Genomic DNA, 13,145 nt, shown 5'->3' on the forward strand with positions numbered 1-13,145 from the left:
TTTCCGGCCGGTGCTCAGTCCGGCTGCCAGCCCAGCGCCCGGGAGATCCCCCGCGCCGCGAGCCGCACCGCCGGCACCAGCACCGGGACCTGGGCGTCCACGTGGGGCACCACGACCGACACGGCCGCGACGACCGCACCACCCGGCCCGCGCACCGGAGCGGCCACCGACAGGGCGTCCTCGGTGACCTGACGGCTGCTCACCGCCACTCCGCAGCGCCGCACGTCGGCCAGCACCCTGCGCAACCGCGCCGGGTCGGTGATCGTGTGGTCGGTGTAGGAGCACAACGGCGCCGCGCAGTAAGCCTCCTGGAACTCGGTGCCGCCGTATGCCAGCAGGGCGAGGCCGACACCGGTGACGTGCAGCGGCCAGCGGGCGCCGACCCGGATGCGTACGCCGACCGCCGAATGCCCGGAGAGCCACTCGGTGTAGACGACGTCGCGGCCGTCCCGCACCGCCAACTGCACGTTCTCGTGCGTGGCTTCGTACAGGTCCTCCAGGTAGGGCAGCGCGGCCTGGCGCAGGGCCAGTCCGCGTGGGGCGAGTGCCGCGACCTCCCACAGCCGCAGCCCCACGTGGTACGCGCCGGACCCGTCCCGTTCCAGGGCGCCCCACTCGGTGAGGGCGGCCACCAGCCGGTGCGCGGTGGTCAGGGTGAGCCCGGCCCGCCGGCTGATGTCGGTGAGCGTCAGCGACGGGTGGGCGTGGTCGAAGGCGGCGAGCACGGACAGCAGCCGGTCGGGCGCGGAGCGGGTGGTCATGGCAGGCGGTTCCTCGACGTCACTGTCCCTCCTCACGCGGGGTCAGGTGAGGCCGTCCTCCGCGATCCGCAGCAGCAGGGCGTGCAGCGTCTCGCGTTCGGCCGGGTCGAGCGGGGCCACCAGGTCGTTCGTCACCCGCAGGCCCGCCGCGTCGGTGCCCCGCAGGAAGGCGCGGCCGTCCTCGGTGAGGACGACGATCCGGCTGCGGCGGTCGTCGGGGGACGGGCGGCGCTCGGCGAAGCCCAGCTTCTCCAGGTCGTCGACCAGGCCGACGATCGCGCTCGGGTCGTAGCCGAGCCGCGCGCTCAGCTCGCGCTGGAGCGCGCCCTCGGCGGTGGCCAGGAACCGCAGCACCGCGTAGTGGCGCAGGCGCAGCCCCGACTCCTGCAGGAACGTGTTGAACAGCTGCCCCGAGCGCAGGCCCAGGCGGTAGAGCAGGTAGCCCGTGTCCGCGTGCAGCCCGCGCATCCACGGCTCGTCCGCGTCGATCGGGGTGGCGTTCACGGCATGGTGCTGGCGGGCGATGGCGGGCTCCCTGGTGTCGGCCCCGCGAGGGGGCGGTCGGTTTACCGGTTCCAGCATGACCCACCGGCCGGTGGGCAACAACTATTGACGACAACAATTATTGCTCTTAGCTTCGATCTAGCAGCCGCGTCGCGGCCGCACCGCAGTCCGCACCGCAGCCGCACCACAGGCGTCTCGCGACGGCGCGCCGTCACGCGTCCCCCGGGCCGCGACCGGCGCGCGCCCCGCGAGGTCGCCCGACGCGACCCGCGAGGCCGCACCCGCGCCGTCCGGCGAACCCGGTGCGTCTCAGGGCGGCCGCACCCCGCATGTCTCGAGCAGCACCACCCGTGTCACCGTGTGAAGGGACTCACCCGTGCCCAGCATCGATCTCTCCGGCAAGGTCGCCGTCGTCACCGGCAGCGGCCGGGGCCTCGGCCTGGCCTACGCGCAGGCCCTGGCCGCGCACGGCGCGTCCGTCGTCGTCAACGACGTCGACGAGGCCGTGGCCGAGCAGGCCGTGAAGACCATCACCGAGGCCGGCGGCAAGGCCGTCGCCGAGGTGGTCCCGGTCGGCCCGACCGAAGCCGCGGAACGCCTGGTGAACCGCGCGGTCGAGGAGTTCGGCCGGCTCGACGTCCTGGTCACCAACGCGGGCATCCTGCGCGACAAGGTGCTGTGGAAGATGACCGACGACGACTTCGACGCGGTGATCACCACCCACCTCAAGGGCACCTTCACCTGCGCCCGCGCCGCCGCCGTGCGGATGCGCGAACAGGGGGAGGGCGGCACGCTGATCCTGGTCGGCTCCCCGGCCGGCCAGCGCGGCAACTTCGGCCAGACGAACTACGCCGCCGCCAAGGCCGGCATCGCCGCCATGGCCCGCACCTGGTCCATGGAGCTCGGCCGCGCGAACATCACCGTCAACGCGATCGTGCCCGTCGCCGCGACCGCGATGACCGAGACCATCCCCGCCTTCGCCCCGTACGTCGAGGCCATGCGGAACGGCGAGCCGCTGCCCGACTTCCTGCGCAAGGGCGAGGGCTTCGGCACGCCCGAGGACTGCGCGGCCCTGGTCCCGTTCCTCGCCTCCGAGGCCGCCCGCGGCATCACGGGGCAGGCCATCGGCATCGGCGGGGACAAGGTGGCACTCTGGTCGCATCCACAGGAGATCCGCGCGGCCTACGCCGACGGCGGCTGGACCCCCGACACCCTGGCCGCCGCCTTCCCCACCTCGGTCGGCGCCGAACCCCAGACGGTCGGCATCCCGGCGCCCGAGTTCCCGGAGGCGTGATGGAGCGCTCGATGAACGTCGAGGAACTGGTCGCGATCGACGTCCACACCCACGCGGAGGTGTCCGCCAAGGGACACGCCTCCCTGGACGACGACCTGCACGACGCCTCCTCCGCCTACTTCAAGGTCGAGGGCAAGCGCAAGCCGACCCTGGAGGAGACCGCGGCCCACTACCGCGAGCGGAACATGGCGGCCGTGATCTTCACGGTGGACGCCGAGTCCGCGACCGGCACGGCTCCCGTCCCCAACGAGGAGGTCGCCGAGGCGGCCGCCGCCAACGCGGACGTCCTCATCCCCTTCGCCTCCATCGACCCCTTCCGCGGGAAGGCGGGCGTGAAGCAGGCCCGCCGCCTGGTCGAGGAGTACGGGGTGAAGGGCTTCAAGTTCCACCCCAGCATCCAGGGCTTCTTCCCCAACGACCGCGCGGTCGCCTACGACCTCTACGAGGTGATCGAGGAGACCGGCACCATCGCCCTGTTCCACACGGGCCAGACCGGCATCGGCGCCGGCGTGCCCGGTGGGGGCGGCATCCGGCTGAAGTACTCCAACCCGCTGCACGTGGACGACGTCGCGGCCGACTTCCCCCACCTGAAGATCATCCTGGCGCACCCGTCCTTCCCCTGGCAGGACGAGGCCCTCGCCGTCGCCACGCACAAGCCGGGCGTGCACATCGACCTGTCCGGCTGGTCACCGAAGTACTTCCCGCCGCAGCTCGTGCAGTACGCCAACACGCTGCTGAAGGACAAGGTCCTCTTCGGCTCCGACTTCCCCGTCCTCACCCCCGACCGCTGGCTCGCCGACTTCGACAAGCTGACGATCAAGGACGAGGTGAAGCCGAAGATCCTCAAGGAGAACGCCGCCCGCCTGCTCGGGCTCACCACACCGTAAAGGGGCACCCATGTGCTCTCCCATGGGCGACGACGGACAGGGGCAGACAGATGCGCAATGAGGGACTGGGGTCCTGGCCCGCACGCCGGGCCCGCAAGACCCCGCACCGCACCGCCCTGGTCCACGGTGGGCGGTCCACCGACTACCGCACACTGCACACACGGACCACGCGACTGGCGCACGCCCTGCGCGCCCGCGGCGTCCGCCGCGGCGACCGCATCGCCTATCTCGGTCCCAACCACCCCTCCTACCTGGAGACCCTGTTCGCCGCCGGCATCCTCGGCGCGGTCTTCGTCCCGCTCAACACCCGCCTCGCCGGCCCCGAGATCGCCTACCAGCTCGCCGACTCCGGCGCCAAGGTCCTGGTCTACGGCCCCTCGCACGCCGGCCTGGTCGCCGGTCTGCCAGGCAGCACCGACGTGCGGACGTACGTCGAGGTCGGTGCCGAGTACGAGGAAGCGCTCTCAGCGGCGGGGGACGAGCCGATCGACGAACCGGTCGGCGCCGACGACACCTGCATCATCATGTACACCTCGGGCACGACCGGCCGGCCCAAGGGCGCCATGCTCACCCACGGCAACCTCATCTGGAACGCGGTCAACGTCCTCGTCGACACCGACCTGATCGCCGACGAACGCGCCCTGGTCTGCGCCCCGTTGTTCCACACGGCGGGTCTGAACATGCTGACGCTGCCGGTGCTGCTGAAGGGCGGCACCTGCGTCCTGGTCGAGGCCTTCGATCCGGAGGCCACCTTCGACCTGGTCGAACGGCACCGCATCACCTTCATGTTCGGGGTGCCGACGATGTTCGACCAGATCGCCCGCCACCCGCGCTGGCCGGAGGCCGACCTGTCCTCCCTGCGCATCCTCACCTGCGGCGGCTCCCCCGTCCCCACCCCGCTGATCGCGGCGTACCAGGAACGCGGCCTCACCTTCCTACAGGGCTACGGCATGACCGAGGCCGCCCCCGGGACCCTGTTCCTGGACGCCGAACACGCCACCGGCAAGGCCGGCTCCGCCGGCGTGCCGCACTTCTTCAGCGACGTCCGGGTCGTGGGTCCGGACCTGGCACCGGTCGGGCCCGGGGAGACCGGCGAGGTGGTCGTACGCGGCCCGCACGTCATGCCGGGCTACTGGGGGCTGCCCGAGGAGACGGCCGCCTCCTTCGCCGACGGCTGGTTCCGCAGCGGGGACGCGGCCCGGGTCGACGAAGACGGTTACGTGTACATCGTCGACCGTATGAAGGACATGATCATCTCCGGTGGGGAGAACGTCTACCCCGCCGAGATCGAGGACCTGCTGCTCGCCCACCCCGACATCGTCGAGTGCGCGGTCATCGGCGTGCCCGACGACAAGTGGGGCGAGGTGCCGCGCGCGGTCGTCGTACCCCGCGAGGGCGCTGCGCTGGATCCCGACGAGGTGCTGGCCACCCTGGCCGGGCAGCTGGCCAAGTACAAGATCCCCAAGTCGGTGGTCATCGCGGACGAACTGCCGCGCACCGCCTCCGGAAAACTGCTCAAAGCCCGGGTGCGCCAGCGCTTCGGTACCAACTCCTAGCCAAGGAACGTCATATGAGCATCACGGTGAACGGCCTCGACGAGCTGAAGAAGCTGGCCGGAAGCGATCTCGGCGCCAGTGAGTGGATCGAGGTCACCCAGGAGCGCATCGACACCTTCGCCGACGCGACCGGGGACCACCAGTGGATCCACGTCGACCCCGAGCGGGCCGAGCACGGTCCCTTCGGTGCCCCCATCGCCCACGGCTATCTCACGCTGTCCCTGTTCATTCCGCTGTTCACGGAGCTGCTGGACGTCCAGGGCGTCACCACGAAGGTCAACTACGGGCTGAACAAGGTGCGTTTCCCCTCCCCGGTGAAGGTCGGTTCCCGGATCCGCCTGGTCGGCCGGCTCGCCGAGGTCGAGGAGGTGCCGGGCGGGGTGCAGATCACCGTCGACGGCACGATCGAGATCGAGGGCGGGGCCAAGCCGGCGGCGGTGCTGCAGAGCCTGTCGCGGTTCTACGCGTGAGGTGACGTCCGCGGCCCTGTAAGAGCTCCGAACAACAGGGGAGTCCGATCGCACGCACCAGGCGTCGCGAGCCGGGCGCCCCTTTTGTTCGGAGCTCCAAGGGCTGATGCGGTGGGGAACCCCGCGACCGTCGTGGCTCGTCGCGCGGTTCCCCGCGCCCCTTCGGGGCGCGCTTCAGCGGACGACGTCCACCAGGACGGGTTCGCGTGGAAGCAGATGTCTCACCTGACAGCCCTGCGGCCCACCGACCGGACCCTGCTGGTGATGTCTGCTTCTTCGAGGTCCTGGCCCACCTTCCGTGAGCGACCTGAAAGTCCCGCTACGGGCGGCGGTCGCCTGTCGACCGACCGGCATCGACACCGCGCAGGGAGAGAAGGATCAGCAGCGCGAAGGCCATGAACGCGGCACCCGTGCGGGCGTAGTTGAACGCCTCCCAGCGAGCCAGGATCCCGGCGTGATCCGCGGGCGCCGAGGTGGCCGCCCACTGCTTGATGCGGCCGTTGATCGGGACGTTGCCCAGACGGGTGATCAGGAAGGATGCCAGTGAGAGGAGCCCCGCACCTGCGGCCAGCCGCCGTGAGGCGCCACGCGTCATCGCGGCAAGCACGAGGGCGCTGAGCGTCGACACGCCCATGGCACCTTGCATGGTGATGCCGTTCATCTGCATCAACTGGGCGTGGAAGGACAGCCTCATGTCGAGCGGTACGGCGTTGAAGGTGGGGACGAGGTTGGCCGCTCCGTAGCCGAATGCGCCGGAGAGGGCGCCGGTGGACAGCAGGGCGAGGCCCTGGACGAGTCGGACGCGCAGGCGGATCACTTCCTCGTGCCGGCTTCGGTGACGGCTCGCGTGAGCTGCTCGGCTCGTCGCAACAAGCCGTCAGGGGTGAACTCCGCGAACATGTGGACTCGTGTGGACATCGCTCCGCCCTTGCGCATCCGGGCGTGGATCGTGAAGCGCGTCGCGATGCGGTCTCCGTCCGCGAGGGCCTCGTGCACCTCGAACCGGAACGCGCGCAGGTTCTTGCGCACCGGGCGGAGGTGAGCGACGAGGTGGTCCCAGTCGAGGGGGATGCCGTCGGCGACTTGAACGACGTCGCGGGTGCAGTACCTGGACATCACGTCAGAGGCGTCTTCCGAGCCATGGACCACGGCGTTGGTGAAGCTCGTGAAGAAGTCGGCGATGAACTGCTCGGGAGGCTTCGTGCGCAGCGGTTTCACCATGCTCCTCGCCATGCGTGCGGGGCTACCCCCCGGTGACGATCTCTTACATGCCTGTAAGATATAGTGGACTCTTAGTTCTGACAAGGGTGTAAGACTTGACTGCTTTCGAGACCCCGGGCGACTCGCCGCGGGTTCGGCCCCGTCGTCGCGCCGACGCGGAGCGCAGCAGGGCCGCGGTGCTGGACGCCGCGGTCCGCCTGCTGGCCGAGCGACCCGATGCCGGTATGGCCGCCATCGCGGCCGCGGCCGACGTCACCCGCCAGACCGTGTACGCGCACTTCGGCAGCCGTGACGCGCTGCTGGACGCTGTCGCCGGCCGGATCACGGACCAAGCCATGGCCGCGATGGACGAGGCGGAAGACAAGAGTGGTTCCGCCCTGGACGCGCTGCTGCGGCTGCAGGACATCGGCTGGCGGCTGTTCGAACGCAATCCGGTGCTCCTCCGGCTCGGGGGTACGGGCGCCGGCTCCGACGCCGACCGGGCCCGGCATGAGCCCGTCGCGGCCCGGCTCACCCGGCTGATCGAGAAGGGGCAGGCGTCGGGCGAGTTCGACCCCGCACCGCCGGCCACCTGGCTGGTGGCCGCGGTCACCGCTCTCGGCCACGCGGCAGGCGACGAAGTCAGGGCGGACCGCATGTCAGTGGAAGAGGCGGCAACATGGCTACGGGCCGGTACGCTCGCCCTCCTGACGGTCAGGCCGAGGAACTCGCAGTCGTAGGCGGCTCCGTCCGCCCGGAGAGCGCGCAGGGTGTGGGGCGGCCGGACCCGAAGGCGACCACAGCGTCGATCGGCTGGCGGGGGTTCTCGGCGCGGACCGCGAAAATCTCCTCATGCTCCAGCGTGGCACCGTGGGGGCGTGCCCGACGTCGGAGTTCTCGTCGGACACCATCCCGTGCCGAGAGCCCTTCCGGGTGGCGGAGGGGCCTGTTCGGGGACGCGTTCCCCCGGGCGGGGCGACCGCCCGGGCCGTCCCGGCGGCCGACCGGTGTCACGGCGGTGAGACCCCCGGCTCCTCCGTCTCGTCGGCGACCACCACGTCCAGTCCCTACACGTCCAGTCCGTACACGTCCAGTCCGTACACAGCCACGACGAAGTGCGCGTTCTCCCAGCAGACCCGGGCCCCGGCCGGTGCGGTCTGGACTGCCGATTTCGAGCAGAAGTGAGCAGGAGCCTGATCGAAGGCTACGAGTAGTGTTCACGACGTGCTGGCAGAACGACGACAGCAACGCATCCTGAGCGCGCTGCGCTCCGGCGGCCCCGCGTCCGTGACCGACCTCTCGGAGCAACTGGGCGGCGTGAGTCCCGCCACCGTCCGGCGGGACCTGGTCCGACTCGAGGAGGGCCCGCTCACGCGGATCCACGGCGGCGCCGTCGAGGAGGGCGACCAGCCCTTCGCCGAGGTCACCGAGGTGCGCGTGCCGGAGAAGGACGCCATGGCGGCGCACGCGGCGGCGATGATCGCGGACGGACAGTCGGCGCTGCTCGACGTCGGTACCACCAGGCCGGCGCCGCCCGTCCGCCCAGGGCACGGCGGACGCGCTGGCCCCCACCGGCTCGCCCGCCGGCTCCACGGCCGCCGCCTCACCGCGATCACCGGCAACCTGGTGGTCCACGAGGACGTCGCCGGCGACGGGAGCATCGACCGGGTGCCGCTCGGCGGCATGGCCCGCCGCGAGAACCGCTCCCTGATCGGCTTCCTCACCGAGGACACCCCGCGCCGGCTGCACGCCGACTGGCTCTTCCTCGGCACCAGCGCGGTGCGGCCCGGCGGGCAGGTGCCGGACACGACGGTCGCCGAGGTGCCGGTCGAGCGCGCCATGATCAAGGCGAGCGACAAGGTCGTCCTGCCGGCGGACAGGGCGAGGTTCCCGGGTACGGACAGGGTGAGGGTCTGGGGTCCCGAGGACCTGGGCGTGGTGGTGACCGACGCGCCGGTGTACGCGGCGACCCGCGCCCGCCCGGAGGAGGCGGGCGTCGACGTGGTCCTGGCAGGAGAGGTGCAAGCGTGAAACTGACGATTCTGGGCGGCGGCGGGTTCCGGGTGCCGCTCGTGTACGGCGCGCTCCTGACGGACCGCGCCGAGGGGCGGGTCACCGACGTCGTCCTGCACGATCTGGACGCCGGTCGACTGCACGCGGTCTCCCGTGTGCTGGCCGAACAGGCGGCCGACGTGCCCGACGCCCCCCGGGTGACCACCACCACCGACCTCGACGAGGCCCTGCGCGGCGCCGACTTCGTCTTCTCCGCGATCCGCGTCGGCGGCCTCCAGGGCCGCGCCGACGACGAACGGGTGGCTCTCGCGGAGGGGGTCCTCGGCCAGGAGACGGTCGGCGCGGGCGGCATCGCCTACGGCCTGCGGACGGTCCCGGTCGCCGTCGACATCGCGCGACGCGTCGCCCGCCTCGCCCCCGACGCCTGGGTCATCAACTTCACCAACCCGGCCGGCCTCGTCACCGAGGCCATGTCCCGCCACCTCGGCGACCGTGTCATCGGCATCTGCGACTCGCCGGTCGGCCTCGGCCGCCGTATCGCCCGCGTGCTGGGCGCGGACCCGCGCGAGGCCTTCATCGACTACGTAGGCCTCAACCACCTCGGCTGGGTGCGCGGTCTGCGCGTGGCCGGCCGCGACGAACTGCCGCGGCTGCTCGCCGACCCCGACCTGCTCGGCTCCTTCGAGGAGGGCAAGCTCTTCGGCGTCGACTGGCTGCGCTCGCTCGGCGCGATCCCCAACGAGTACCTGCACTACTACTACTTCAACCGCGAGGCCGTCCGTGCCTACCAGCAGGCCGAGAAGACCCGCGGCGCCTTCCTGCGCGACCAGCAGGCCCGCTTCTACGAGGAGATGCGCGACCCCGGCGCGGCGGCGCTGACCGCCTGGGACCGCACCCGTGCCGAGCGTGAGGCCACCTACATGGCGGAGAACCGGGAGACGGCCGGCGCCGGCGAACGCGACGCCGACGACCTCTCCGGCGGCTACGAGAAGGTGGCCCTGGCCCTGATGCGGGCCATCGCCCGCGACGAACGCACGACCCTGATCCTGAACGTCCGCAACAAGGGCACGCTCGCGGTGCTCGACACCGAGGCGGTCATCGAGGTGCCCTGCCTGGTCGACGCCAACGGCGCGCACCCGGTGGCCGTGGCCCCGCTCCCCGGCCACGCCACCGGCCTGGTCTGCTCGGTGAAGGCGGTCGAGCGGGAGGTGCTGGCCGCCGCCGCGTCCGGCTCGCGGGCCACCGCCGTGAAGGCTTTCGCGCTGCACCCGCTGGTCGACTCGGTCAACATCGCCCGGCGACTGGTCGAGGGCTACACCGCCGTGCATCCTGGCCTCGGCTACCTTGTGTAAGCGCTTTCCCTCCGCTTCCTCCCTGGAGACCCCTCATGCACGACGAACGCCGCCGGATCGAGGAGCGCGTCGAGCGCGCCCACACCCAGCGCATCCAGCCCGCGATCTACGCGGCCACCGTTCCCTTCGAGGTCGAGGCATGGCAGGCGCCGGGGGAGCCGGTCTCCTTCGAGGAGGCCGCGGCCGCGCGGTACGAGCCCTTCGCGATGGACACCCCGTGGGGTCCGCCCTGGGGCACCACCTGGTTCCGGATGCGCGGCCGGGTGCCCGCCGAGTGGGCCGGGAAGCGGGTGGAGGCGGTCATCGACCTCGGCTTCGTCGGCGGCTGGCCGGGCAACCAGGCCGAGGCACTGGTCCACCTGCCCGACGGCCGGCCGCTGAAGGCGGTCAACCCGCTCAACCAGTACGTGCCGATCGGCAATCCGGCGAGCGGCGGGGAGCAGATCGACTACCTGGTCGAGGCGGCCTCGAACCCCGACATCCTCGCCGACGGCTTCGCCGCGCCGACCCCGCTCGGCGACGTACGGACGGCAGGCGACCGTCCCCTGTACACCTTCCGTCGCGCCGACATCGCCGTCCTCGACGAGGAGGTCTGGCACCTCGACCTGGACCTTCAGGTCCTGCGCGGGCTCATGGTCCACCTCGGTGAGCACGAACCGCGCCGCCACGAGATCCTGCACGCCCTGGACCGGGCCATGGACGCCCTCGACCTGGACGACGTCTCCGGCAGCGCCCCCGCCGTCCGCGAGGTCCTCGCCCCCGTCCTGGCCAAGCCCGCCCACGCCAGCGCCCACACCATCTCCGGCGTCGGGCACGCCCACATCGACTCCGCCTGGCTGTGGCCCATCCGCGAGACCAAGCGCAAGACGTCCCGCACCTTCTCCAACGTCACCTCGCTCGCCGACGAGTACGACGACTTCATCTTCGCCTGCTCCCAGGCCCAGCAGTACGCATGGGTGCGCGACCACTACCCGCACGTGTGGGCGCGCATCCAGGAGTCGGTGAAGAGGGGCCAGTGGGCGCCGGTCGGCGGCATGTGGGTCGAGGCCGACGGCAACCTGCCCGGCGGCGAGGCCATCGCCCGCCAGCTCGTCCACGGCAAGCGGTTCTTCATCGAGCACTTCGGCATCGAGACCAAGGGCGTCTGGCTGCCGGACTCCTTCGGCTACACCGCCGCCTACCCGCAGCTCGCCAAGCTCGCCGGAAACGAGTGGTTCCTCACCCAGAAGATCTCCTGGAACCAGACGAACAAGTTCCCCCACCACACCTTCTGGTGGGAGGGCATCGACGGCACCCGCATCTTCACCCACTTCCCGCCGGTCGACACCTACAACGCCCGCTTCAGCGGGGAGGAGATGGACCGCGCGGTGCGCAACTACTCCGAGAAGGGTGCCGGTACGCGCTCCCTCGCGCCCTTCGGCTGGGGCGACGGCGGCGGCGGCCCCACCCGCGAGATCATGGAACGCGCGCGCCGGCTCGCCGACCTGGAGGGCTCGCCCAAGGTCGTCGTCGAACACCCCGACGACTTCTTCGCCAAGGCCCGCGAGGAGTACCCGGACGCCCCGGTCTGGAACGGCGAGCTGTACCTGGAGCTGCACCGCGCCACCTACACCTCGCAGGCCCGCACCAAGCAGGGCAACCGGCGCAGCGAGCACCTGCTGCGCGAGGCCGAGCTGTGGGCGACGACGGCGGCCCTGCACGCGCCGGGCTACGCCTACCCGTACGAGACGCTGGACCGCCTGTGGAAGACGGTGCTGCTCCACCAGTTCCACGACATCCTGCCGGGATCGTCGATCGCCTGGGTGCACCGTGAGGCGGAGGACGAATACGCGCGCGTCGCACGGGAGTTGGAGGCGCTGACGGCCGAGGCGGTCACCGCCCTGGGCGACGGCGGACCGCGGGTGTTCAACACGAGCCCGTACGACCGTGCCGAGGTGGTCCGTACGGCCGAGGGCGCACCGGTGTACGTGGCGGTGCCCGCGAACGGCAACGCGCCCCTCACCGACGCCGAGCCGCCGCAGCCGGTCACGGTCGGCGCGACACCGGCCGGCCGCGTCCTCGACAACGGCCTGGTGCGGGTACAGGTGGCGGACGACGGCACACTGTCGTCCGTACACGACCTGCGGGCCGACCGCGAAGTCCTCGCCGGCCGCGGCAACCTGCTGCGCCTGCACACCGACCTCCCGAACCACTGGGACGCCTGGGACATCGACAAGCACTACAGGAACCGCTCCACGGACCTGCTGGAAGCGGACTCGGTGACCGTCGTCGAGGAGGACCCCCTCGTCGGCGCGATCCGCGTCATCCGCACCTTCGGCAAGGGCTCGACCATCACCCAGACGATCACGGTCCGCGCGGGCAGCCCCCGTATCGACATCGAGACCGACATCGACTGGCACGAGACGGAGAAGATCCTCAAGGCGGCCTTCCCGGTGGACGTCCGCGCCCCGCACTCCTCCGCCGAGATCCAGTTCGGCCACGTCCAGCGCCCCACCCACACCAACACCAGCTGGGAGGCGGCCCGCTTCGAGGTCTCCGGCCACCGCTGGGTGCACGTCGGCGAACCCGGGTACGGCGTCGCCGTCATCAACGACTCGACGTACGGCCACGACGTCTCCCGCACGGTCCGTGAGGACGGCGGCACCACCACCACGGTCCGCCTCAGCCTGGTCCGCGCCCCGCGCATCCCGGACCCCGAGGCCGACCAGGGCCGCCACCGCTTCACCTACGCGCTCCTGCCCGGCGCGAGCATCGCGGACGCGGTCGCCGAGGGCTACTCCCTCAACCTCCCGCTGCGCGTGGCGGAGGCGGCGGGCGCGCCCGCGCCGGTGGTCTCCGTGGCCGGCGAGGGTGTCACCGTGGAGGCGGTGAAGCTCGCCGACGACGCGTCGGGCGATGTGGTGGTGCGGCTCTACGAGTGCCGCGGCGGCCGCGCCCGGGGCGTGCTGCGCACCGGGTTCCCGCTCGCCGGCGCCCAGGTCACCGACCTGCTGGAGCGGCCGCTGGACGACACGGACGTCGACCTCGACGGTGACGGCGCGGTCCTCGTCGCGCTGCGCCCCTTCCAGGTCCTCACCCTGCGCCTGAAGCGCGCCGAGGCGGGCTGAC

General features: G+C 71.6%; 12 protein-coding genes. 8 read left to right on the forward strand and 4 right to left on the reverse strand.

Annotated features, from left to right (window positions below):
* Positions 1–14: 14 nt before the first annotated feature.
* Together ACIBBD_RS10150 and ACIBBD_RS10155 are read right to left on the reverse strand one after the other, a co-directional pair.
* The gene (locus tag ACIBBD_RS10150) at positions 15–761 is read right to left on the reverse strand and encodes an IclR family transcriptional regulator (RefSeq protein WP_399418864.1); all 747 of its coding nucleotides are present in this window, start codon (positions 759–761) and stop codon (positions 15–17) included.
* A 42-nt stretch (positions 762–803) separates the two neighbouring features.
* Positions 804–1,229, reverse strand: coding sequence for a MarR family winged helix-turn-helix transcriptional regulator (locus tag ACIBBD_RS10155; RefSeq protein WP_399419099.1), 426 nt, complete (start codon positions 1,227–1,229; stop codon positions 804–806).
* Between the two features lie 412 nt (positions 1,230–1,641).
* Here ACIBBD_RS10155 and ACIBBD_RS10160 point away from each other — a divergent pair, with 412 nt between their 5' ends.
* From ACIBBD_RS10160 to ACIBBD_RS10175, 4 genes are read left to right on the forward strand one after another with little or no spacing between them, the layout of a single operon-like run.
* Positions 1,642–2,559 (forward strand): SDR family NAD(P)-dependent oxidoreductase, encoded by a 918-nt coding sequence (locus ACIBBD_RS10160; RefSeq protein WP_399418865.1) that lies wholly within the window; start codon positions 1,642–1,644, stop codon positions 2,557–2,559.
* An 11-nt stretch (positions 2,560–2,570) separates the two neighbouring features.
* On the forward strand, positions 2,571–3,446 hold the full coding sequence (locus ACIBBD_RS10165; protein ID WP_399418866.1) for an amidohydrolase family protein: 876 nt from the start codon (positions 2,571–2,573) through the stop codon (positions 3,444–3,446).
* A 50-nt stretch (positions 3,447–3,496) separates the two neighbouring features.
* A complete protein-coding gene (locus ACIBBD_RS10170; protein WP_399418867.1) occupies positions 3,497–5,002 on the forward strand; it encodes a long-chain fatty acid--CoA ligase in 1,506 nt (501 codons plus the stop codon).
* Positions 5,003–5,016: 14 nt separating this feature from the next.
* Entirely contained in the window at positions 5,017–5,472 is a 456-nt protein-coding gene (locus tag ACIBBD_RS10175; protein WP_399418868.1) for a MaoC family dehydratase, read from the forward strand.
* A 319-nt stretch (positions 5,473–5,791) separates the two neighbouring features.
* Here ACIBBD_RS10175 and ACIBBD_RS10180 read toward each other — a convergent pair whose 3' ends face one another.
* On the reverse strand, positions 5,792–6,289 hold the full coding sequence (locus ACIBBD_RS10180; RefSeq protein ID WP_399418869.1) for an anthrone oxygenase family protein: 498 nt from the start codon (positions 6,287–6,289) through the stop codon (positions 5,792–5,794).
* On the reverse strand, positions 6,286–6,705 hold the full coding sequence (locus ACIBBD_RS10185; RefSeq protein WP_399418870.1) for a nuclear transport factor 2 family protein: 420 nt from the start codon (positions 6,703–6,705) through the stop codon (positions 6,286–6,288). Before ACIBBD_RS10185 ends, ACIBBD_RS10180 begins: the two co-directional genes overlap by 4 nt.
* 83 nt (positions 6,706–6,788) lie before the next feature.
* Between ACIBBD_RS10185 and ACIBBD_RS10190 the strand changes: the two genes are divergently transcribed.
* The 4 genes from ACIBBD_RS10190 to ACIBBD_RS10205 all read left to right on the forward strand — a co-directional run bounded on the left by ACIBBD_RS10190 (position 6,789) and on the right by ACIBBD_RS10205 (position 13,144).
* Positions 6,789–7,412: a TetR/AcrR family transcriptional regulator gene (locus ACIBBD_RS10190; protein WP_399418871.1), complete on the forward strand. Its 624-nt coding sequence runs from the start codon at positions 6,789–6,791 to the stop codon at positions 7,410–7,412.
* A gap of 484 nt (positions 7,413–7,896) precedes the next feature.
* Positions 7,897–8,703: a DeoR/GlpR family DNA-binding transcription regulator gene (locus tag ACIBBD_RS10195; RefSeq protein WP_399418872.1), complete on the forward strand. Its 807-nt coding sequence runs from the start codon at positions 7,897–7,899 to the stop codon at positions 8,701–8,703.
* On the forward strand, positions 8,700–10,037 hold the full coding sequence (locus tag ACIBBD_RS10200; protein WP_399418873.1) for a 6-phospho-beta-glucosidase: 1,338 nt from the start codon (positions 8,700–8,702) through the stop codon (positions 10,035–10,037). The genes ACIBBD_RS10195 and ACIBBD_RS10200 overlap by 4 nt, the downstream gene beginning before the upstream one ends.
* Positions 10,038–10,072: 35 nt before the next feature.
* The gene (locus ACIBBD_RS10205) at positions 10,073–13,144 is read left to right on the forward strand and encodes an alpha-mannosidase (protein WP_399418874.1); all 3,072 of its coding nucleotides are present in this window, start codon (positions 10,073–10,075) and stop codon (positions 13,142–13,144) included.
* The last annotated feature ends 1 nt before the right edge of the window (position 13,145 follow it).

This window comes from Streptomyces sp. NPDC051315, assembly GCF_044455165.1.
GTDB lineage: Bacteria > Actinomycetota > Actinomycetes > Streptomycetales > Streptomycetaceae > Streptomyces.